The following is a 21,277-nucleotide window of genomic DNA, read 5'->3' on the forward strand; positions in this document are numbered from 1 at the left end:
CCTAGTTGCCGACGACCCAGGTGGGGCCCGCGCGGCGCAGCGTGCCCTGGGGCTTGCCCTCCAGGGTGAGCTCGTCCGGGCCCGCGCGGCGCGCGTCGTACGCGTAGCCCTCGCGAATCTCCTGGAGGTAGACGACGACGGCGTCCAGCACGCTGTCCTGCACCACCTTGAAGGTGGAGTCGCCGCAGCGGGGCTCATCGCCTTCGAAGAAGCGCTCCAGCATGGACTGCTCCGGGCGGCGCACGTACACGCGCACCGGCGTGGGCTCGTGACGGCCCTGGGCGGCGATCTCCTCCACCACCCGTGACGGTGTCGGTTCCTTCAACACGGATTGAACCAGGCTGCACTTGTCCGCCTCCACCTCCCGCCGCACGGCAAGCGGCGCCTGATGCGCGCAGCCCGCCCCCACCAGGAGCGCCATCCCCACCACGCCCCAGGTCCACCGTTGGAATCGGTCCATCCGCTGCTACCTCCTCGTCACTGCGTCCGTCCGCTACAGCTTCCTCCACCGCGGCGAGAAGGGAGCGCCGGCGAGCACCGGGTCCTCCACCGCGATGATGTACTCCGCCCGGCGGTTGGCAGCCTCCGCCGTCTCGTCCGGAGTCCGCACCGCGGGGGACTCCTCGCCAAAACCCTCGTAGAAGATGGGGACCTTCAGCCCTCGCTGACGGAAGGCGGCGGCGAGGCTGCGCGCGCGCTTGAGCGACAGCTCGCGGTTGTCCGCCGTGGCGCCCACGGTGTCCGTGTGGCCCAGCACGTACAGACGAACCGCCGCGAAGCGGCCGTATTTCGCCAGCGCCTCCGCAATCAACGCATGGCTCCTGTCCAGCTTGCCTCGCTCGCCGGCGGGAATGTCCGCGCGCCCCGAGGCGAAGCCCACCTCTTCATGGGGAATGTCCACGCGCCACGGGAAGAGGTCCACACCCGTGTAGAAGTCCGATGTGTCGAAGGCTCGGAGGGAAATCTTCATCACCTTCCCCTCGGCGGCCGGCCAGCTCAACGTCAGCGGCGTGCCCGCCTTCTCGCCCTTGAAGGCCACCTCCCCCTCGAAGGCCTTCTTCCCCGTGTCCATCAGCACGGTGAGCTCCACGCGGCCCGCGGGACGCGAGAGCTGGAAGCGCAGCGTGCGCCCCGGCACGTCCACGTCCTCCGGGCGCACGTCCAGGCGCAGCGGCCCGTTGAGCTCCGTGTCGAAGGACAACGGCAGGCTGCCCGACTCGGCGTTGGCGAAGCGCACCACCAGCTCGCCCTCGTAGTGGAAGCGGCCCTCGGGCTGCTCCAGCTCGATACGCCGGGTCATGCCTGGCTTCCCGCCGCCCTTCACGTCGACCACCTTCCCGTCGTCGCGTTTGAGCTTCACCTCGAAGCCCGCGATGGGCTCCTCGATGTGCACGAGCAATGCCGGGAGCTTCTCGCCCACCGCGGCCCGGCCCTCCAGGGACACGCGGATGGCGTCGGCGAACGCGGGCAGGGGTGTCGAGGCGACAAGACTGAGCAATAGAACCAGGCGGGCATTCATGGCGCGGCGTCGACTCCGGCGTCGCGGGTCGCCGTGCAACAGCGACCCGGATGGGTGGATTCCTCCGCGCCAGGGTAGGACGGTGTCCCCCGCGTGGAAATGCTTCGCGAGCGTGGAAACGCCTCGCGAGCCAGACGCGAGAAGCGCGCCGACATTCATTCCCGCGCGCCACACCTCTCAGGGCAGCCGGGGGGACGGCCACCAGGCCCTCTCCTGCCCGGGCGCGAGAAGGGGGCCGCTACCGCACGCCGACGAGCGTGATTCCCGCCGCGCGCGCGTTGGCGAAGAGCTCCGGCGCGTCCAGCAGCACCGTGCGCCCGGCCTCCAGCGCCAGCACCCGGGCGCCCACTTCCTTCATGACCTCCAGCGTGCGGGGCCCCGCGGCGGGCAGGTCGAAGCGCAGGTCCTGCTGCGGCTTGCAGCGCTTGACGACCACCGCGCCCGCGCCGCCCAGCTTGCCGCCCCGGCGGATGGCCTCGTCCGTGCCCTCCACGGCCTCGAGCGCCAGCACGTGGCCCTGGTGCACCACCACCGTCTGGCCCACGTCCGCCTGCCCCAGCAACGCCGCCACCTCGCGCCCCAGCGCCACGTCCTGCTGCTGCGTGGGGCTCAGCTCGGGGCCGGCCAGGTGCCCCTCGGGGCACAGCACCTCCCCGAGGAAGTCCGTGGGGGCGATGATGGTGATGCCGCGCGACTCGAAGTCCGCGGCCACCGCGCGCAGCAGCGCATCATCCCGGAAGCTGCGCAGCCGGGAGATGATGCGCACCGCGCCCAGGTCCGGCCGGGCCTCGGACAGGGCCTTCACCCGGCCGATGCCGCCCGCCATGGCCGCCTGCTTCACGCCTGCGGCGACGAAGGCCTTCTGGATGCGGTTGACCTGCCCCACCCGCACCCAGGTGAGCGAGCCCACCTCCGAGGCCAGGGCCGGGTTCGTCTCGCCCTTGTGGGCCACGGCCACCACCTCCAGCCCCCGGGCCCGCGCGGCGCGCGCGAACAAGAGGGGAAGCTGACCGTTGCCCGCGATGAGGCCGATGCGACCGTCCGGAGGTGCGTGCTCCATGTCCACAGCCTAGCGCGTCAGGCCGCGCTTGCTCTGGGAGATGAAGGACACCAGGTGGTCCACTTCCGGGTGGCCGCCCAGCTCCGTGCGCAGCCGCCCCAGCGCCTCCTGCAGCCCCAGCTTGGAGCGGAACAGGATGCGGTGGGCCTCCTTGATGCGTTCAATCTGGTCCTTGGTGAACCCGCCGCGCTCCAGACCCACGGTGTTGAGCCCCACCAGCTCCGCCCGGTCTCCCTGCGCCGTGGCGTACGGGGGGATGTCCATGGTGACCATGGCCCCGCCGGAGATGAAGGCGAAGCGGCCCAGGCGGGTGAACTGATGCACCGCCGCCAGGCCGCTGATGATGACGTGGTCCTCCATCGTCACGTGGCCCGCGAGCGCGGACCCGTTGCCGATGCGGCACCCGTCGCCGACGACGCAGTCGTGGGCGACATGGCTGTTGGCCATGAAGAGGTTGCCGTTGCCGACGCGCGTGGCGCCGCCGCCGCCCGCCGTGCCCTTGTGCAGGGTGACGAACTCGCGAATCTGGTTGTCGTCGCCGAGCGTGAGCTCGGTGTCCTCCCCCGCGTACTTGAGGTCCTGCGGGTCCGCCCCCACCGAGGCGAACTGGAAGATGCGGTTGCGCGCGCCGAGCGTCGTGCGGCCCTCGATGACGACGTGAGGGCCCACGTGGGAGCCCTCGCCAATCGTCACCTGCGGTCCGATGACCGAGTACGGTCCAACGTGGACCGACTCGTGCAGACGCGCATCGGGGTGAACCACCGCGGTGGGATGAACCTGAGCCATGTCGTCTCCTCTACCTCGCGGGCCCGCGGTCAGGACGCCGCGCCCTCTTCCGCCGTCGCGCCCTTGTCCTTGTCCACCACCGTGGCCAGGAACTCGCCTTCGGCGACCTTCACGCCATCCACCGTCGCCGTGCCCTTCGTCTTCCACACGGCGCCCTTGTGGCGCAGCACTTCGATTCCCAGCTGCAGCCTGTCTCCGGGCACCACCGGCTTGCGGAAGCGCGCCCCGTCCACGCCCATCAGGTAGGTCACCTTCTGGCTCGGGTCCATGTTCTCGCTCTTGTACGCGAGGATGGCCGAGGCCTGGGCGAGCGCCTCCAGGATGAGCACGCCGGGCATCACCGGGTGGCCGGGGAAGTGGCCGTTGAAGAAGGGCTCGTTGATGGTGACGTTCTTGTAGGCGGTGATGCGCTGGCCGGGAACAATCTCCACCACCCGGTCGATGAGGAGGAACGGGTACCGGTGCGGCAGCAGGTTCTGGATTTCGCCGATGTCCATCACGGGCCCTTCTCCTTCTCGAGCTGCTCCACCCTTTTGCGCAGGGCGCGCATTTCCTTGAGCAGGTCCGCCACCTGCCCCGAGGCCGCGCTGGCCCGGAGCCACTCACGGTGGGGGATGGCCGGGCTGCCGCTCACGATCTGTCCGTCGGGGACGTCATGGGCCACGCCGGACTGGGCGCCGACCTTGGCCAGGTCACCCACGCGGATGTGGCCCACCACGCCCACCTGGCCCGCGAGCACCACGCCGGTGCCCACCTCGGCCGAGCCGGACACGCCCGCCTGCGCGCAGATGAGCGCCAGCGGCCCCACGCGGACGTTGTGGGCGATCTGCACCAGGTTGTCGAGCTTGGTGCCGCGCCCCACCACCGTCTCGCCCACCGTCGCGCGATCGATGCAGGTGCACGCGCCCACCTCGACGTCGTCCTCGATGCGGACGATGCCGACCTGGGGAATCTTGAAGTGCTGGGGCCCGTCTTCCCCTTCCGGGTCGAAGGCGAAGCCGAAGCCGTCCGCGCCCACCACGCTGCCGGCGTGGAGGATGACGCGCGAGCCCACCACACAGCGCTCGCGCACCGTGACGTTGGGGTGCAGCACGCTGTCCTCGCCGACGGAGGCGTGCTCGCCCACGTAGGCGCCGGGATACAGCACCGAGCGCGCGCCCACCTTCGCGCCCGCCTCCACCGTCGCGCCGGCGAGCACGCTGGCCTCCGGGTGCACGGTGGCCTCCGGGTGCACCCACGCGCCCGGGCGGATGCCGGGGGCGGGACGCACGTCGGGGTGGAACACGCGCAAGAGCCGCGCGTAGGCCAGGTGCGGATTGGACACGCGCACCAGCGCCACGCCCTCGCGGGCCGGCTCGCTGGTGCCCACCAGCACGGCCGAGGCGCGGGAGGCCTCGAACTGGCGGCGGTAGCGCGTGTTTCCGTAGAAGGACACGTCTCCCGGGCCGGCTTCCTCGAGCCCGTTGAGTCCGTGGATGAGCTGCTCAGGGTCGCCGAGAAGCTCGCCACCGACGAGGGCGGCGAGCTCCCCGAGCCGTCGGGGTGCGGGAGAGGTCTTCACGGGAGCGCGGGGCTACTTCGTCGGGGCGTCCTTGGCCGCCGTCGTCTTCTTGCCGGAGCCGTTGTAGGCCCGGATGACCTCGTTGGAGATGTCGTACTGGGCCTTCGCGAAGACGATGCCCGAGTCCCGCTTGTCCAGGACCATGCCCAGGTCATCGCGCTGCGCGATGGAGGCCACCACCTGGTCGATCTTGTTGATGATGGGCTCCATCTCCTGGCGCTCCTTGTTGGCCGCCTCGCCCCGGCTCTTCTCCCACTTCTGGGCGAGCACCATCACCTTCTTCTGCAGCTCGCCCTCCTTCTGGGCGCGCACCTCGGCCGTCATCGCGCTCGCCTGCTTGTCGAGCGTCTCCTTCTCGGCACGCAGGGCGGTCTGCTCCTTGTCGATCTCCTTCTGCTTGTCATCCAACCACTTCTGGAGACGGGCCTTGGCGGCCTTGCCGTCATCCACCTCGAGCAGGACGCGCTGGAGGTCCACGTAGGCGACCTTCAGTTCGGCGGCCGAGGCGGCCACCGGCAGGGCAAGCGACAGGACGGCGGCCAAGGCCGCGACAGTGGTGCGAAGCGACATGTTCAACAGCTCCTCAGGGAAGGGTACAGGGTCCGACGTCAGACGCCCGGGCTTGTTCAACCCTTCCCGCCAGGGCGGGGCCGGGACGACAGGCGACGGCTTATCAGAAGAAGTTGCCGATAGTGAACTCGAACAGAATCCGGTCGTCCTCCGGCCGCCTGGTGAGCGGGATGCCCCACTCGAAGCGCAGCGGGCCGATGGGGCTGAACCACCGGAACCCGAAGCCCGCCGAGTGGAAGAGGCCGAGCGGCAGGTCGTTCTGTCGGTCCTGGAAGAAGCGCTCGCTCGACGCGAAGGCGTTGCCGGCGTCGTAGAAGAGCACACCCCTCAGGCCGGCCTTCTCGAAGATGGGGAACTCCAGCTCGAAGTTGAAGACGAGCTGCTTGTTGCCGCCGACGAGGAAGTCCGTGACGGTGGCGTCCGGACTGCCGGAGCGGGGCACCTTCACCGAGGGGCTGATGCTGCGCAGGTAGTAGCCGCGGACGCTGTTGATGCCACCCACGTAGTACAGCTCGGAGATGGGCAGCGGCTTGTTCGAGTCGAGCTGCTGGATGTAGCCGATGGTGGCGTTCGTCTTGAAGACGAAGCCCAGCGGCATGGGGAAGTACAGGCGCGAGTACGCGGTGTACCGGTTGAAGAGGAACGTGCCGCCCAGGAAGTCCGGGGCCAGCTCCACCGAGCCGAAGTGGATGAAGCCGCGCGAGGGGAACAGGCGGTTGTCGCGGCGGTCGAACGAGAGCGACAGGCGCGCCGCGCTGGTGGTGCCGGACAGGAACTGGTTGGCCAGCAGCACCGCGCCCAGGTTGGAGCCCGCCTCCACGTTCACCCATTCACGCGTGTAGCCGATGGTGCCCAGCAGGTCGTCGATGAACTGGTAGCCGATGGAGACGGTGCCGCCGGTGGAGTTGCGGATGAAGCCGTCGTAGTCGGCCTGGACGCGGAAGAACTCCGCGGACAGGAGGTAGTTCGTGTCCAGGAAGTACGGGTCGTAGAACGACAGCTGCACCAGCGAGCGCAGGCCGGAGATCTGCGCGGACGCGGAGACGCTCTGGCCCCAGCCCAGGAAGTTGTTCTGGGCGATCTGCGCCGTGAAGATGAAGTTCTCCACGTTGGAGAAGCCCAGGCCCACCTGGAAGGTGCCGGTGGCCTTCTCCTTCACCTCCACCTGGAGGACGATGGTGTCGTCGGTGCTGCCGGCGCTCTGGGTGATCTCCACCGTCTCGAAGAAGCCCAGCGCGGTGACGCGGTCCTTGCTGCGGCGCACGCCGGTGCCACTGTACAGCTCGCCCTCGTAGACGCGCAGCTCGCGGCGGATGACCTTGTCGCGCGTCTTGCTGTTGCCGACGACGTTGATGCGCTCGATGGTGACCTGGGGGCCCTTCTGCACGTCGAAGGTCAGGTCCACCGTGCGGTTGTTGGCGTTGACGCTGGTGACGGGGTTGATGTTCGCGTACGCGTAGCCCCGGTCGTAATACACGTCCGACAGGCCGACGATGTCCTGCGACAGCTGCGAGCGGTTGAAGCGCTGGCCCGGCGTCGACTTCATCAGCTGCGCCATGCGCTCCTTCGACACGTCGTCGAGCAGGTCGCCGGAGAAGTCGATCTTCCCGATGTCGTAGGCCTCACCCTCCTCGATGCGCAGGGTGATGTAGATGTAGCGCTTGTCGGCGGAGAGCTGGACGGTGGGCTTGTCGATCTTGACGTTGATGAAGCCCCGGTCGAAGTAGGCGATCTGGATGACGGCCAGGTCGCGCTGGAAGGCCTCCTCGCGGTAGGTGCCCTCGCCGGTGAAGAAGGAGAAGTAGCCACCCTCGCGGGTGATCATCGTCTCCTTGAGCTCCTGGGCGGGGACCTTCTCCGCGCCGATGAAGGTGATCTGCTTCACCATCACCTTGGCGTGCTCGTTGATGATGATGATGACGTCCACGCTGCCCCCCGTCTCGGAGGGCTTGATCTGGTGGGTCACCTCGGCGAGGAAGTAGCCCTTCTCCACGTACTTGGCCTGGATCTTCTTCACCGTGCTGCGCACGGCTTCCATGTCCAGGATGGTGTTGGGCTTGGCGTCGAGCTCGTCCTTGAGGTCGTCGCGGCTGAGCTCCTCGTTGCCCTTGAGGTTCACGGCCCGGACGATGGGCCGCTCCTCCACGCGGACGACGTAGGCCACGCCCCGGGGCAGCCGCTGCACGAGCAGCTCCACGTTGGTGAAGTAGCCCAGGGCCCAGACGGCGCGGAGGTCCTCGGCGGACTTGGACGCGTCCAGCGTCTGGCCCACCCGGGTGCGCAGGGCGCGGCGGATGGCCTCGGCCTCCACGCGCTTGTTGCCCTCGACGCGAATCTCCACCACCCGGTCGGGGTCGCCGTCCTCGGGGGGAGCCTCTTCGTCGACGGGGGCGTCCGGGGGACGCGCGGGAGTCGGGGTTGCGGGCGCGGGGGAGCTCGGAACCGGGGCCTCGGAAGGCGCACCCCCGTTCACCTGCGCCTGGACGGAGCCGGGCACGAGCGACCACAGGACGACCGCTAGCAGCGGGAGCAGTGACTTGCGCGACAGAACGGGGTGCCTCAAGGGGAGACCGGCCAGGAAAAGGCGGGGCAATCTACGAGAAGGGGCCGAAGACCCTCAATCCAAAAGCGCGGAGCCATCAAGCCTCCGACACCTGCCCCCCTGCCAACCGCAGGCGGCGGGGCATGGAACGGGCCAGGGTTTCATTGTGGGTGACGACCACGGCGGTGATGCCCAGGTCCCGGTTGACGTCCCTCAGGAGCTGATGGATGCCCTCGCCCGTGGCCGGGTCCAGGTTGCCGGTCGGCTCGTCGGCGAGCAGGACGGCGGGCTTGAGCACCAGGGCGCGCGCCAGGGCCACCCGCTGGGCTTCACCACCGGACAGTTCCCCCGGCCTGTGGTCCACCCGCTGTCCCAGTCCCACCCGCTCCAGGAGCTCCCGGGCGTAGGTATAGGCGCCGGCGCGGTCCTTGCGCTGGATGAGCGCGGGCATGGCCACGTTCTCCAGGGCGGTGAACTCCGGCAGCAGGTAGTGGCTCTGGAAGACGAAGCCCATCGTCTGGTTGCGGAACTCGGCGATCTCCGCGTCGTTCATGGCGAACACGGAGCGGCCCTCGAAGAAGACCTCCCCGGCGGCCGGCGCGTCCAGGGTGCCCAGCACGTGCAGGAAGGTGCTCTTCCCCGCGCCGGAGGCGCCCACCAGCGAGACGAGCTCTCCCTTGCCGATGTCGAGCGACACCGCGCGCAGCACGTCGATGCGCTTGCCGTGCAGGAAGTAGCTCTTGAAGACGTTGCGGATGGACAACAGCGTCATGGCTACTCCGCCTTCAACCCTTCCACCGGCTCCACGCTGCTGGCCTTGAGGGCCGGGTAGATGGAGGCCAGGTACGTGACGAGCACCGCGATGACGACGGCCAGCGCGGTCTGCAGGGGCTCCACGCGCACCGGCAGCGCGGGGATGTAATAGACCTCGGGGTCCAGCTTGATGCCGACCTTCTCGATGAAGAGGCACCACGACAGGCCGGAGAACAGGCCCAACAGGCCGCCGGCGACGCCAATCTGGAGCCCCTCGGCGAGGAAGATCTTCACGATGCCGCCATCGGGGACGCCCAGCGCCTTGAGCACGGAGATCTCCTTGCGCTTCTCCAGCACGAGCATGATGACGGTGGCGACGATGAGGCCCGCGGCGACGATGATGATGATGGAGAGGATGATGCCCATCACCAGCTTCTCCAGGCGCAGCGCGGAGAAGAGGTTCTTGTTCATCTCGCCCCAGTCGCGGGCCCGGTAGGGGTAGCCGCCCAGCGCCTTCACCACCTGCCCGGCGATGCGGCGCGCGTCGTCGATGTCGAGCACCTTCAATTCGATGCCGGACGCGCCCTGGACGCCGAAGAAGTCCTGCGCTTCCTTGAGCAGGATGTAGACGAACTTGGAGTCGTACTCGTACATCCCCGAGTAGAAGATGGCCGCCACCCGGTAGGCGCGGTTCTTGGGGACGGGGCCGGACGGGGACAGCTCGGTGCCCAGCGGGGACACGACGTTGACGCGGTCCCCCACCACCACGCGCAGGGACGCGGCCAGCTCCCGGCCAATCACGATGCCGGGCAGCACCGCCGCCGCCTTCTTGGCGGGGCCGGTGCGGCGGATGATGTCGTCCTCCGCGGGCGCCTCGTCACCCTCCCCCGCCGGGGTCTCGGACTCCTCGTCGTCCCCGCCACGCGAGAGGATCTTCTCCGGCGTGTAGAGGATGTCGAGCGAGCCGCCGCCCAGGATGTTCCGGGGCAGGTCCGTCACGTCGCCCACCGTCTTCGGGTCGATGCCCTTGATGATGACGCCGTCGACGTTGCCCTCGGACGCGATCATCACCTGGTTGATGATGAACGGCGTCTGCCCCGCGATGCCCGGGACCTTGCGGATGGTCTCCATGACCTTGGGGTACTCGGGCAGGTCCCCCGCGTAGCGCGACACCACCGCGTGCGCGTTGGTGCCGAGGATCTTCTGCTGCAGGTCCGCCTCGAAGCCGCTCATCACCGACAGCACGATGATGAGCGCCATGACCCCCACGCCCACGCCGCCCACCGACAGCGCGGTCATCATCATGGTCGGCGACTGCTCGCGCAGCTTCAGCTTGTGCAGCGCCTCGGAAGCGGCCAGCGGGTCCGACAGGCCCAGCGAGCGGATGCGCGTCTTCTCCACCGCGGCCTCGGCGGCGCGGATGATGAAGTAGACGAGCAGCGGCGGGATGATGCCGAACATCAGCACCGCCAGCGTCCCCAACAGGAGCGACGGGCGGAACACCGCCACGTGGCGGCGCGCGACGAACAGCTCGAAGCCGAGCTTCAGGTCCACGCGCCCGCTGCCGGCGGCGATGAAGCCCGTGTTGATGCCGAGCACCAGCGCCAGCACCAGCCCGGTGAAGGTCAGCCAGTACGCCAGCTCCGGGCGGCCCAGCAATCCCGCGACATACGTCACCTCGCGCAGCCGGTAGCCGAGCGCGAGCTGGAGCGACGGAATCCGCTCCATCAGCGTGAGCAGGATGGGGACCGGCAGGCCCAGGTAGAGCACGCCGATGGTGGCCTCGGGCAGCGCGAGCCGCTGCGCGCGCGAAGCGCCCACGAAGCCGGAGATGAAGGCGACCAGGCCCGCGACGACCAGGGCGATGGCGAACGCTCCCGTGGGCGGGAGCGACAAGCCACCGCCGCCCGCGTCACGCGCGGAGGACAGGTCCGTGGAGGGCACGCCGCTGGAGAGCACCGTCTGGAGCAGCACCAGCACCAGCTCCGCCAGCAGGATGCCGCCGCCGTACGCCGCCAGGGTGCTCCAGTAGAAGTCCCGGTAGCGCGCCAGGCGAGGATACAGCGGGGCGCCGGCCGCGGGGCTCGGGCCTTCCGTGGGCTCGGGCGCGCGGCGGATGCCGGAGGCGATGAGCCCCCATCCCACCAGCCAGGCGAGCGCCCCCGACCAGAGGAAGCCGGGGCTGCCCAGGGGGAGCGACTGCTTCGCGGCGGCCTGCGCCGGCAGCAGCATCACGCCGTCGACGAGCTGGGCCAACCCTCCCCAACCGAAGAGCGACAGGCCCAGGGCCGAGGCCACCTCCGCCCACGCCTCGGAGGCGGAGATGGAGAGGCCGACGAGGATGAGGCCCACCAGGGCCACGAGTCCTCCGGCCCAGATGAGACTCCAGCGATGGACGGTCTGCCGTTCTGCCGAGTGCACTTGGCCTCCTGGCTACTTCGCCAGTGGCTTGAGGAGCGGAAAAAGGATGACGTCGCGGATGCTCTGCGAATCCGTGAACAGCATCGCGAGGCGATCAATCCCGATGCCCTCACCCGCCGTGGGGGGCATGCCGTGCTCCAGGGCGCGGATGTAGTCCTCGTCGTAGTCCATCGTCTCCTGCTGTCCGCGCTGCTTGGCGTCGAGCTGGGCCTGGAAGCGGCCCTTCTGGTCCAGCGGGTCGTTGAGCTCGGAGAACGCGTTGGCGATTTCCCGACCCGCCACGAACAGCTCGAACCGGTCCGCGATTTCCGGATTCTGGTCGTTGCGCCGGGCCAGCGGCGAGACGGCGGTGGGGAAATGGGTGATGAAGGTGGGATGGATCAGGGTGTGCTCGACGTGGGCCTCGAAGAGCGCGCCCACCAGCTCACCGTGCGTCATCGTGTCCACGGCGCGGCGCTCGGCCTCGCCGCGCGTCGTCTTGAGCAGTTCGTGGCGCAGCTTGCCCTCGTCCGACATGTCCTTGTCGGACAGCGCGCTGCCCAGCGCCTCGCGGATGGCCTCCGTCATGGAGATGCGCTTCCAGCCCTTGCCGAAGTCAATCACGTGCTCGCCGTACTTCACCTTGGAGTCGCCGGTGACGGCCTTGGCCGCCTCCGAAATCATCTCCTCGCTCAGGTCCATCAGGTCCTCGTACGTGGCGTACGCCTGATAGAACTCGAGCATGGTGAACTCGGGGTTGTGCCGGGTGCTGATGCCCTCGTTGCGGAAGTTCCGGTTCACCTCGTAGACGCGCTCCAGGCCGCCCACCACCAGTCGCTTCAGGTACAGCTCCGGAGCGATGCGCATGTACAGGTCGATGTCGAGCGCGTTGTGGTGCGTGGAGAACGGCCGCGCGGCGGCGCCCGTCACCAGCGGGTGCATCATGGGCGTCTCCACCTCGATGAAGTCACGCCCGTCGAGGAAGGAGCGGATGAAGCGGACCAGCTTGTTCCTGCGCAGGAACGTCTGCTTCACGTCCGGGTTGGACACCAGGTCCAGGTAGCGCTGGCGGTAGCGACTCTCCACGTCCGTCAGGCCGTGCCACTTCTCCGGCAGCGGGCGCAGCGACTTGGTCAGCGGGGAGAACTTCGTCGCGGCCAGGGTCAGCTCGCCCGTCTTCGAGCGGAACAGCGTGCCGGTGACGGCCAGGAAGTCGCCCAGATCACACAGCTTGAAGACCTCGTACGCGTCCGCCAGCGCGTCCTTCTTCATGTGGACCTGGATTTCGCCCGAGCGGTCCCGCAGCTTGATGAAGGCGGCCTTGCCGAACGAGCGCATGGCGACCAGCCGGCCCGCGACGTCGTAGGTGACGGGGGTCTGCTCGAGCGACTCCGGGGTGGAGTCCGCATGTTTGGCGAGGATGTCGGCGGCGAGGTGCTGGGGAGCGTGGCCGTTGCCGTACGGGTTGAAGCCGGCCTCGCGCCACTTCGCGGCCTTCTCCAGCCGCTGCTCGTAGATTTCCTGCTCCTTCGAACCCAGGTCGTTGTTCTGGTCTTCAGCCATCGCGCGCCCTTCCAAGAGGCGCGGCACCGTAGCCAAGGCTCCCCCGGGACGCAACGCAACACATCGGGAAGCTTCAGGGGGCGGCCATCACCAGGAAGGCGGCCACGGCGGCGGCCAGGAGCAGGGGGATGAGGATCTCCACCGGGAAGCGGTGGTTCATATGCGCCATGTGCAGGCCCTTGAGGCCGAAGCGGCGCTGGCGGCGCACGCGCGTCATCACCAGCGACGCCAGGGCCGGGGGGGCCTTCTCCTTCTGCACACCCCGCACGCGCTGCACCGTGCGCGAATAACCCTCCCACCCGTGGCGGCACTCGTCGCAGCCGTCCAGGTGCGTGCGCACCGCCTGCGCCTGGGGGGCGGGCAGCTCGTCGTCGGCGAGCGCGAGGAACAGGGCCCTCGCCTCGCGGTGGTTCATCCGCGGGTCCACGTCCGGGAGTCTGCGATGGAATTGGCTCATGGCTCAAGCCGCCCCAGGAGATTGGCCAGCTTCTCGCGCGCGCGGTGCAGCCGGCTCTTCACGGTGCCCTCGGGCAACTCCGTGATGTCCACGATTTCGTCGTAGCTCAGCCCCTCGATGTCGCGCAGCGCCACCAGCACGCGCGCGTCGGGGTCCAGCTGGGAGATGGCCCACTGCACCCGGGCCCGCTCGCGCGCGGACTCCAGGGCGGCGTCGGGCGCGGGCGGGGCGCCCGGGCCATCCACCCACGCCTCGCTCGTCTCGTCGTACTCCTCCGAGCGGCCCCGGCCCCGGCGCTTCAGGTACTTCAGCCGGTTGATGCAGTGGTTCTTGGTGATGCGGAACAGCCAGGTGGACAGCCGCGCGTCCTCGCGGAAGCGGCGGACGTTCTGGTGCACGCTGACGAAGATCTCCTGCACCAGGTCATGCGCCTCCTCGCGGTCCCCCAGCATGCGGACGCAGAAGTCGTAGACGCGGTCCTGGTGGGTGCGCACCAGCTGCTCGAACGCATCCGAGTCCCCCTGACGCAGGCGCGCCAGCAGGGCCGCGTCCTCACTCCGAGAGTCGGACGCCTCGGCGGCCGGCCCGTCCTGTCCGATTTCGAGCACGCCGCCCGGTGACACCGGTGTCCTCCCGCGACGGCCCCTCCATCCCAGGAGGAGCCACTGCCCCAGAAGCCTACCCCTTTCCCCTGCCCCGCCGCCTTCCGACAGCGGGGCGCGGAAAAGGTTCCACCGGACCTGTGACTAATCCAACGCCGCGTTGCGGTTGGGGTTCTTCACGCCCAACAACTGCGCGGTGATGAACTCCTCCAGCTCACCGTCCAGCACCGAGTCCACGTTGCCCGTCTCCACGCCGGTGCGCAGGTCCTTCACCATGCGGTACGGCGCGAGCACGTAGGAGCGGATCTGCGAGCCGAAGGAGATGTCCTTCTTCGCGGCCTCGGCGGCGTCGCGCAGGGCCTCGCGCTTCTTCATCTCCAGCTCGTACAGGCGGCCGCGAAGAATCTTGAAGGCCATGTCCTTGTTGGCCGACTGCGAGCGCTCCGTCTGGCAGGTGATGATGATGCCCGTGGGCAGGTGGCGCAGCTGCGCGGTGGAGGACGTCTTGTTCACCTTCTGTCCACCGGCGCCTCCGCCCCGGATGAACTTCAGGTCGATGTCCTTCTCCGGGATGTCGATTTGAATGGTGTCATCGACCTCCGGGTAGACGTCCACGGACGCGAAGGCCGTCTGGCGGCGCGCGTTGGCGTCGAAGGGGGAGATGCGCACCAGCCGGTGCACGCCCACCTCGGCCTTGAGGTAGCCGTAGGCGAAGTCGCCCTCGATGCGCAGCGAGACGTTCTTGAAGCCCGCCTCCTCGCCCGGCACCTCGTCGTTGATTTCAACCTTCCAGCCCTTGGACTCGCAGTAGCGCGTGTACATGCGCAGCAGCATGGCCGCCCAGTCCATGGAGTCCGTGCCACCGGCGCCGGCGTTGATGTCCATGAAGCAGCTGCTGCGGTCCTGCTCGCCGGAGAGCATGCGCGCCAGCTCCAGCTTGGCGACCTCGCCGTCCAGCCCCTCGAGCGAGCCTTCCGCCTCGCGGGCCGTGTCCTCGTCACCGGCCTCCGCGGCCAGCTCCAGGAGCGTCTGCGCGTCATCCAGCCCGCGCATCACCTTGTCGTAGGCGCCCACACTCAGCTCCAGCGTGGACTTCTCCTTCAACATCGCCTGCGCCTTGGTGTTGTCGTCCCAGAAGTTCGGCTGCGTGCTGTCCCGCTCAATCAGCGCGATGCGGGAGCGCTTGCGGTCGAGGTCAAAGATGCCCCCGGAGCGCCAACACGCGCTCCCTGAGGCCGTTGATCTTCTCCATCGAATCGTTCGCCATGGTGTGTCGTTCCTCGTCTTCGGACGCGTGCGGCGACGCTCGCCGACCGCCCGGGTGAAAGGGTTGAAGGTGAAGGGCTCAGGGCGCCTCGAGCCGAGCGACGGGCCCGTCCCGCCGCGCTGACGTCCGCGCCCCGCCCGGCAGCCGCGCCAGCAGGCGCTCCAGGCCGAAGGCCCCCGCCATCCCCAGGGAGATGGGCAGGATGAGCGCGATGAGCCGCCAGTTGTCCTGGTCGAACGGCGGCAACAACTTGAGCACCACGCCCAGCACGCCGCTGCCCGCCAGCACCGCCCAGAGCTTGAACAGCCTCGTGCGCGCCTTCGGGTTCTTGCCCCGCATGAGGGACACGCCGAAGGGGATGGCGAGCAGCGTCAGCGGGTTGGCCAAAAAGAGGTTCTCGTTGCGGTACGTCACCGTGTGGTCCGTGACCAGCCACATGACGAAGAGCGCCGTGCCGGGGATGCCCAGCACCAGCCCGAGCAGCGCTGTCTCCAACCCGAGCAGCACCCGGGGCAGCCGGCCGCCCTTCTTGCGCTCCCAGGCGGCGAGTCCCAGCGCCGCGCCCCCGAGCCCCAGCCCGAGCGCCAGGATCCAGGGTCCCCAGGGCGGAGGCTCGACGGGAGGACGCGGGCGGTTGGACGCCACGTAATAGTTCCACTGCCGGGCCACCAGCGGACGCAGCTGGCCGTCCGCGCCCTTCACCTGGAGCGAGGCGACCTGCTGCTCCAACTCGTCCGGGAGGAAGGCCTCCTCCCAGCGGGTGATCGGGTGGTCGATTTCATCGTTCATCATGAAGTCGAGCAGCACGCTCATCGGCGGGTTCACCGCGGTGTAGCGCCGCGTGTGCTCGCGCAGCGTCATCCGCCCCGGCGCCCGGTCCGCCTCGCGCAGCTGGCCCCCCGTGGCCACGTCGATCATGTCCCGCAGACGCGTGACGCAGTTGTCGTTGTAGTGGTGATACAGGTACTCGCGGTTCTCCGGCAGGACGTTGTCGGCCAGGCGCCTGGCGACCTGCTCGCGCTGCTCCGGGGTGAGGTTCAGCTCCTGGATGCGGACGTCGCGGTCCTCGGCGCGGTAGTAGCGGTAGGTGGCCTCCGCGCGAGCCTGCCCCACCCAGAACTCCAGGCGGCCCATGGCGAAGCGGGCCAGCATGGCGTCGTCGAAGGAGAACATCCCGTAGTTGTAGAGACGGGTGACGCCGAGCTTGCGGTCCTCCACCACCAGCGAGCCGTGGCCCCACCAGGCGGGCACGTCGTCGCCGGGGCTGAAGGTGGCCAGCGAGATGACCAGGTCCGCGCCCTGGCTCTCGCCCGTGCCCCAGGGGGGCACAAGCCCCGACTGCGCATGCGCGGGAGACGCGAGCAACAAGCCGAGCAGACCGAGGGCGATGAGCGACAGGCGGAGCATGGCTGTGTCCAACACGCGGGAGGCGGCCTACCTATCATGCGCGATGGCCGACTCAATCGACAGGATGCCGGATTGTCCGACAGGGAGCCGTGCGAGGCCTACATCAGGCTGCGCGCCCGGCGGGCCTTCGCGTCCACCTGGAGCGAGTCCGCCACCATGCCGCGCTCGCCCAACAGCTCCTCCTCCAGCGCCGCCATCCGCTTGGCGTCGCGCGGGCGCTCGTGGTCGTGCCCCAACAGGTGGAGCAGCCCGTGCGCCAGGTAGCGCGCCATCTCCGACTCCAGCGGGCGGCCGTACTCCTTGGCCTGCCGCTTCGCCGTGTCCAGGGAGATGACCACGTCGCCCAGGGGCCGGGGGCCCGGAGTCCCCTTGGGCAAATCGCCCGCGGGGAAGCTCAGCACGTCGGTGGCCTTGTCCTTGTCGCGCCAGGTGCGGTTGAGCCGGCGGATGGCCCGGTCGTCGACGAGCGACAGCGACAGCTCGCAGTGCGCCAGCGACAGGCGCGTCAGGTAGTCGCGCGCCCACGTCGTGAGCAGCCGGCCGAACTCCTTGCCCTGGGGGTGCGCCACCTGCAGCGTGACGACGTTCTCCGTCTTCGGGGGCGCGGGGGCCTCCATGTGCGCGCGCTCGGGGCGGAAGGCCGGGGCGCAGACGGACCAGTAGTCACACGCGCCCTTGCCGTCGTTGCGGTACACCACGCGCTTGCCGCGAGGCACCAGGCCGACCTCGCCCGCGGCGATGCGCTCGCGGCGGCCCTCGATGACGAGCGTCAGCTCGCCCTTGAGGACCAGCACGACCTCGTCGAACTCCGGCCGCTGCGCCGGCTCCGCCCAGCCCGGCGGCGCCAGCATGCGCGCCACGGAAGCCGAGTCCGTGCCGGTGGTCGCCGCGCCCACGAACTCCTCGATGCGCTTGCCGTCGTCCCTCGGGATGACCTTGCCCTTGCGCAGTCTCACGCCGTCACTCCTCGCACCCCTGTCACGAAGCCCCCGCCGAGCGTGCCTTGTCCTTGGTCTCCACGGCCTTGCCCCCCGCCACCACCAGCGGCGGCGCCTTGCCGCCGCCCACCGCGCCGGCCGGATACACCGGACGCGTGTGGTAGATGCCCTCGAGCGTGTGCAGGAAGGACTGGGAGATGAGGTTCAGGTCCTTCAGCGTCAGGTCGCACTCGTCGAGCTGCCCCTCGGAGAAGATGAGGTTGATGATCTTCTGCAGCTGGGCCTGGAGCTTGGGCGTGGTGGGCTCCGCCATGGAGCGCGTCGAGGCCTCCACCGCGTCGGCGATCATCACCAGCGCCGCCTCGCGGAACTGGGGCTTCGGTCCCGGGTAGCGGTAGATGCTCTCGTCGATGGGGGGCGCGCCTTCCTTGCCCTCCTGCTCCTTCAAGGCCTTGTGGTAGAAATAGCCCACCGTGCGCGTGCCGTGGTGCTGCGGAATCGCGTCCGCCACCAGCTTGGGCAGCCGGTACTGGCGCGCCATCTCCAGGCCCTCCGTCACGTGGCGCTTGATGATGACGGCGCTCATCGCGGGGGCCAGCGAGTCGTGGCGGTTCTCGCCCTTCTGGTTCTCACCGAAGTAGAGCGGATTCCGACCCTTGCCGATGTCGTGGTAGTACGCGCACGAGCGCGCCAGCAGCGGATTGGCGCCGATGGTCTCCGCCGCGTTCTCCACCAGCGTGCCGATGATGATGGAGTGGTGGTAGGTGCCGGGCGCCTGGACGATGAGCTCCTTGAGCGCCGGGTGGTTGAGGTTCGCCAGCTCCAGCAGCTTGATGTCGGACGCGTAGCCGAACGTCATCTCGATGAGCGGCGTGAGCGCCATCACCATCACCGGCACCGCCAGCGACGAGCCGACGAACGCGCTCAGCGCGGTGATGGCCGTGTCGGCCGTCAGGCCCTTGCCCTCGACGAGGAACAGGAACAGCACCGCCACCGTGTTGGCCGCGCCGGTGACGAGCCCCGCGCGGAAGATGCCCACGCGGTCCTTCGCCCGGACGATGCGGTCGGCCGCCACCAGCGAGCCCACCAGCGTGTAGATGCCGAACGCCAGCGAGTTGCCCAGCATCACGCCCGCCAGACACGCGAACACCATCGCGAAGAAGAGCGCCAGCTCCTGCGTGAGGATGAAGCGCACCAGCATGGCGCCCGCGGCCACCGGGAACACGTAGTAGAGCGCCTCGATGGGCAGCGCCGTGTACCGGTCCTGGATGGCGTCCGCGATGGACACCCAGAGCTGCAAGAGCGCCAGCGTGCCCACCAGCAGCATCCCCAGCAGGACACCGTCCTTGCGCGTGGGCCGGAAGCGGCGGAACGCCGTCATGCAGAAGAAGTACGAAGCCACCACCAGCAGGGCCACCAGCCCCGTGCCGCCCAGCTGCACCTGCACCAGGTCCAGCCGGTCCGTCTCCGCGCGCATGCCGCGCAGCACCACGAGGTGCCCCTCGTTCACCAGCTCACCGTCGCCGATGACGCGCTGGCCCTTCTTGATGGAGATGACGGCGTCCTTCACCGCCTGCGCGGCCTGGTGCCGGCGCGCGTCCGTCTCCGCGATGTTGATGGTCAGGTTGGCGCGCACCAGCCGCTTGGCCAGCCGCAGCACCGCGCGGCGCTGCACACCGGGCGCGTCCGGCAGGAGGTTGCCGGGGATGGAGGCGAAGCGCTCCATCTCCTGGTGCGCCTCACGGATGTCCGCCACCTGCGGCGCGCCGTTGGGCAGGGTCTCCTCGCCCTTGTTCACCACGTCCCGCACGGTGAGGCCCTGGGGGGCCTCACGGGCCAGCTCCTCCCGGGAGCCCGCCACGTTCACCGGGCCCTGCTCGGAGCGGTACGCCCGCTCCAGCAGCAGCAAGGTGGCCGTCTCCACCTCGTCCGAGAACCCCTTCGCGTAGAGCGCCTGGAAGTCCTCGGCCTCCAGCCCCGCGTCGCGCTGGCCGAAGAGCAACTCTTGGAGCTCCGCCTGCATCTCCTCACGCGTCCGGCGCTCACGCTCCACCTGCTCGGGCGTCAGCACCGGGGCCTTGCGCGACTTCTTCGGGGCGGCGCCCTCCTCCGGCTCCAGCTCCGACTGGGCCTCGGCCAGCTCCGCCAGCCGCTGGCGCATGGTCGCGAAGGAGGCTCGCACCACGGTGCGCAGGTGTCCCACCACGGCCGGGTTCAAGTCGTAGACAGGCTTGACGGCGGAGCGGGCCTCCTGGCGCCGCTGGGCCGTCATGGCGCGGTGGACGACCTCGTAGTCGCGCGCGGCCTTGAAGCCGGCGGGGGAGCTGGCCCGGAAGGGCTTGCCGAGGTTCTCCTCGGAGAGGGCGGGGATCTGCTGGCTGTACAGCCCGGGGGAGATGACGAAGCCCGCCCCCACCGACACGAGGAGCAGGAGGAACACCTGGACCGCACGCCGCCCCCACACGCCTCGGCCCAGGCCAAAGCGTGCTGCGAGCGCGTCCAACGGACTGGGCGCGGGGTGCTGCGGTTCCGGTTCGTCCATGGAGGTCCTCACCCTAGATAGGGGCCGTGGCTCCATCAAGGCCGCAGCGTCCCGGAATATTCACGGGGCCGGAAATACGAATGCCCGCCCGCCAGGGTAGGCGCGGGTGGGCATACGTAAGCCTCGACAGGTGCTCAGCCGACGGCGGCCTCCGGCGGGATGGCGACCAGGGGAGCGGACTCCGAGGGGGAGGCCGTGGCCTGGGCGGCCTCGCGAGCGGCGTGGGCCTCGCGCTGCGCCAGCTCCGCCTTGTCGTACGCGCGGATGACCTCCTGGACCAGCGGGTGGCGCACGACGTCCACGTCGGAGAACTCCGCGAAGTGGATGCCGTCGATGTTCTTGAGCACCGCGCGGGCGTGGTTCAGACCGGACAGCTTCCCGGTGGGGAGGTCCACCTGCGTCACGTCGCCGGTGATGACGGCCTTGCTGTTGTAGCCCAGGCGCGTCAGGAACATCTTCATCTGCTCCACGGTGGTGTTCTGGGCCTCGTCGAGGATGACGAAGGCGTCGTTGAGGGTGCGGCCGCGCATGAACGCCAGCGGAGCCACCTCCACCACGCCCTCCTCCACCAGGTGCGCCGCGCGCTCGGCGGCCATCATGTCGTGCAGCGCGTCGTAGAGCGGCCGCAGGTACGGGTTCACCTTCTCCTGCAGGTCTCCGGGAAGGAAGCCGAGCTTCTCACCCGCCTCCACCGCGGGGCGCGCGAGGATGATGCGCTTGACCTTGCGCTCCTGGAGGAAGGCCACCGCCATGGCCATGGCCAGGTACGTCTTGCCCGTACCGGCGGGGCCGATGCCGAAGACGATGTCGTGGGCGCGGATGGCGTCCACGTAGCGCTTCTGGGCGATGCTCTTGGGCGCGATCTGCCGGTTGCCGGAGCTCTTGAGGACCGGGCCGAGCATGACCTCCTGCAGGGACTCCGCGCCGCGGCCGAGCACCTTGATGCCCTGCTCCACGTCCTCGCGGTAGATGGGGCGACCGGCGCGGATCATCCCCTCCAGGTTCTCCAGGAGGCGCACCGTGAAGGCCACCGCGTCGGACGGGCCGGACAGGTGGAACTCCGTCCCCCGTTGTCCCACACGGACCCCGAGGCGTCGCTCCATCAGTTTGAGGTTTTCGTTCTGGTTGCCGCACAGCGCCAGGGCCGTCTCGTTGTCACGGACGTCCACCTTGGCGGAGGAGGCGGTGACGGCGGCTGCGGGCGCTTCCAACGTGGCGGGGTTTCGCAATGCGGGTCGTTCCTCGGGTCGGTACCAGTTGTCTTCAACGTAACGCCGCCCCCCCGGCTCCGAAAGACGACTTCACGCAGA

Annotated in this window: 18 protein-coding genes; all 18 read right to left on the reverse strand. The window is 69.2% G+C overall.

Annotated features, from left to right (window positions below):
- Position 1 precedes the first annotated feature (1 nt).
- The 18 genes from K8625_RS39815 to K8625_RS39900 all read right to left on the reverse strand — a co-directional run bounded on the left by K8625_RS39815 (position 2) and on the right by K8625_RS39900 (position 21,196).
- The gene (locus K8625_RS39815) at positions 2-460 is read right to left on the reverse strand and encodes a hypothetical protein (RefSeq protein ID WP_046714811.1); all 459 of its coding nucleotides are present in this window, start codon (positions 458-460) and stop codon (positions 2-4) included.
- 33 nt (positions 461-493) lie between these two features.
- Positions 494-1,519, reverse strand: coding sequence for an OmpA family protein (locus K8625_RS39820; protein WP_223785657.1), 1,026 nt, complete (start codon positions 1,517-1,519; stop codon positions 494-496).
- Between the two features lie 238 nt (positions 1,520-1,757).
- Positions 1,758-2,579, reverse strand: a complete 822-nt coding sequence (locus tag K8625_RS39825; protein ID WP_223785658.1) for an LpxI family protein — start codon at positions 2,577-2,579, stop codon at positions 1,758-1,760.
- 9 nt (positions 2,580-2,588) lie between these two features.
- Entirely contained in the window at positions 2,589-3,365 is a 777-nt protein-coding gene (lpxA, locus tag K8625_RS39830; RefSeq protein ID WP_046714813.1) for an acyl-ACP--UDP-N-acetylglucosamine O-acyltransferase, read from the reverse strand.
- Positions 3,366-3,394: 29 nt separating this feature from the next.
- Complete coding sequence (gene fabZ, locus K8625_RS39835; RefSeq protein WP_046714814.1) at positions 3,395-3,862, reverse strand: 3-hydroxyacyl-ACP dehydratase FabZ; 468 nt, start codon at positions 3,860-3,862, stop codon at positions 3,395-3,397.
- Complete coding sequence (lpxD, locus tag K8625_RS39840) at positions 3,862-4,926, reverse strand: UDP-3-O-(3-hydroxymyristoyl)glucosamine N-acyltransferase (protein WP_223745835.1); 1,065 nt, start codon at positions 4,924-4,926, stop codon at positions 3,862-3,864. The genes fabZ and lpxD overlap by 1 nt, the downstream gene beginning before the upstream one ends.
- A gap of 12 nt (positions 4,927-4,938) precedes the next feature.
- Positions 4,939-5,496 carry an OmpH family outer membrane protein gene (locus tag K8625_RS39845; RefSeq protein WP_223745834.1) on the reverse strand — a complete coding sequence of 186 codons (558 nt, stop codon included), beginning with the start codon at positions 5,494-5,496 and terminating at the stop codon, positions 4,939-4,941.
- A 103-nt stretch (positions 5,497-5,599) separates the two neighbouring features.
- Positions 5,600-7,840 (reverse strand): outer membrane protein assembly factor BamA, encoded by a 2,241-nt coding sequence (bamA, locus tag K8625_RS39850; protein WP_223745833.1) that lies wholly within the window; start codon positions 7,838-7,840, stop codon positions 5,600-5,602.
- A 295-nt stretch (positions 7,841-8,135) separates the two neighbouring features.
- Entirely contained in the window at positions 8,136-8,810 is a 675-nt protein-coding gene (locus K8625_RS39855; protein ID WP_046714818.1) for an ABC transporter ATP-binding protein, read from the reverse strand.
- Between the two features lie 2 nt (positions 8,811-8,812).
- Positions 8,813-11,212 carry an ABC transporter permease gene (locus tag K8625_RS39860; RefSeq protein ID WP_223785660.1) on the reverse strand — a complete coding sequence of 800 codons (2,400 nt, stop codon included), beginning with the start codon at positions 11,210-11,212 and terminating at the stop codon, positions 8,813-8,815.
- Positions 11,213-11,224: 12 nt separating this feature from the next.
- Positions 11,225-12,754: a lysine--tRNA ligase gene (lysS, locus tag K8625_RS39865; protein WP_223745831.1), complete on the reverse strand. Its 1,530-nt coding sequence runs from the start codon at positions 12,752-12,754 to the stop codon at positions 11,225-11,227.
- A 73-nt stretch (positions 12,755-12,827) separates the two neighbouring features.
- Entirely contained in the window at positions 12,828-13,211 is a 384-nt protein-coding gene (locus K8625_RS39870) for an anti-sigma factor (RefSeq protein ID WP_141330615.1), read from the reverse strand.
- Positions 13,208-13,834, reverse strand: a complete 627-nt coding sequence (locus K8625_RS39875; RefSeq protein ID WP_223785661.1) for a sigma-70 family RNA polymerase sigma factor — start codon at positions 13,832-13,834, stop codon at positions 13,208-13,210. Before K8625_RS39875 ends, K8625_RS39870 begins: the two co-directional genes overlap by 4 nt.
- Positions 13,835-13,957: 123 nt before the next feature.
- Positions 13,958-15,080, reverse strand: a protein-coding gene (prfB, locus tag K8625_RS39880) for a peptide chain release factor 2 (protein WP_223745829.1) whose coding sequence is annotated in 2 segments (ribosomal slippage) — positions 13,958-15,010 and positions 15,012-15,080 — 1,122 coding nt in all. Because the reading frame shifts where the segments join, the coding sequence is not laid out codon by codon here.
- A 78-nt stretch (positions 15,081-15,158) separates the two neighbouring features.
- Positions 15,159-16,487, reverse strand: coding sequence for a DUF4105 domain-containing protein (locus K8625_RS39885; protein ID WP_223785662.1), 1,329 nt, complete (start codon positions 16,485-16,487; stop codon positions 15,159-15,161).
- 98 nt (positions 16,488-16,585) lie between these two features.
- Positions 16,586-17,443 (reverse strand): rRNA maturation RNase YbeY, encoded by an 858-nt coding sequence (gene ybeY, locus K8625_RS39890; protein ID WP_141330607.1) that lies wholly within the window; start codon positions 17,441-17,443, stop codon positions 16,586-16,588.
- A gap of 22 nt (positions 17,444-17,465) precedes the next feature.
- On the reverse strand, positions 17,466-19,967 hold the full coding sequence (locus K8625_RS39895) for an HD family phosphohydrolase (RefSeq protein ID WP_223745827.1): 2,502 nt from the start codon (positions 19,965-19,967) through the stop codon (positions 17,466-17,468).
- 134 nt (positions 19,968-20,101) lie between these two features.
- The gene (locus K8625_RS39900; protein ID WP_141330603.1) at positions 20,102-21,196 is read right to left on the reverse strand and encodes a PhoH family protein; all 1,095 of its coding nucleotides are present in this window, start codon (positions 21,194-21,196) and stop codon (positions 20,102-20,104) included.
- Between the last annotated feature and the right edge of the window lie 81 nt (positions 21,197-21,277).

It is taken from the genome of Myxococcus sp. AS-1-15 (assembly GCF_020037055.1).
GTDB classification, from domain to species: Bacteria; Myxococcota; Myxococcia; order Myxococcales; family Myxococcaceae; genus Myxococcus; species Myxococcus fulvus.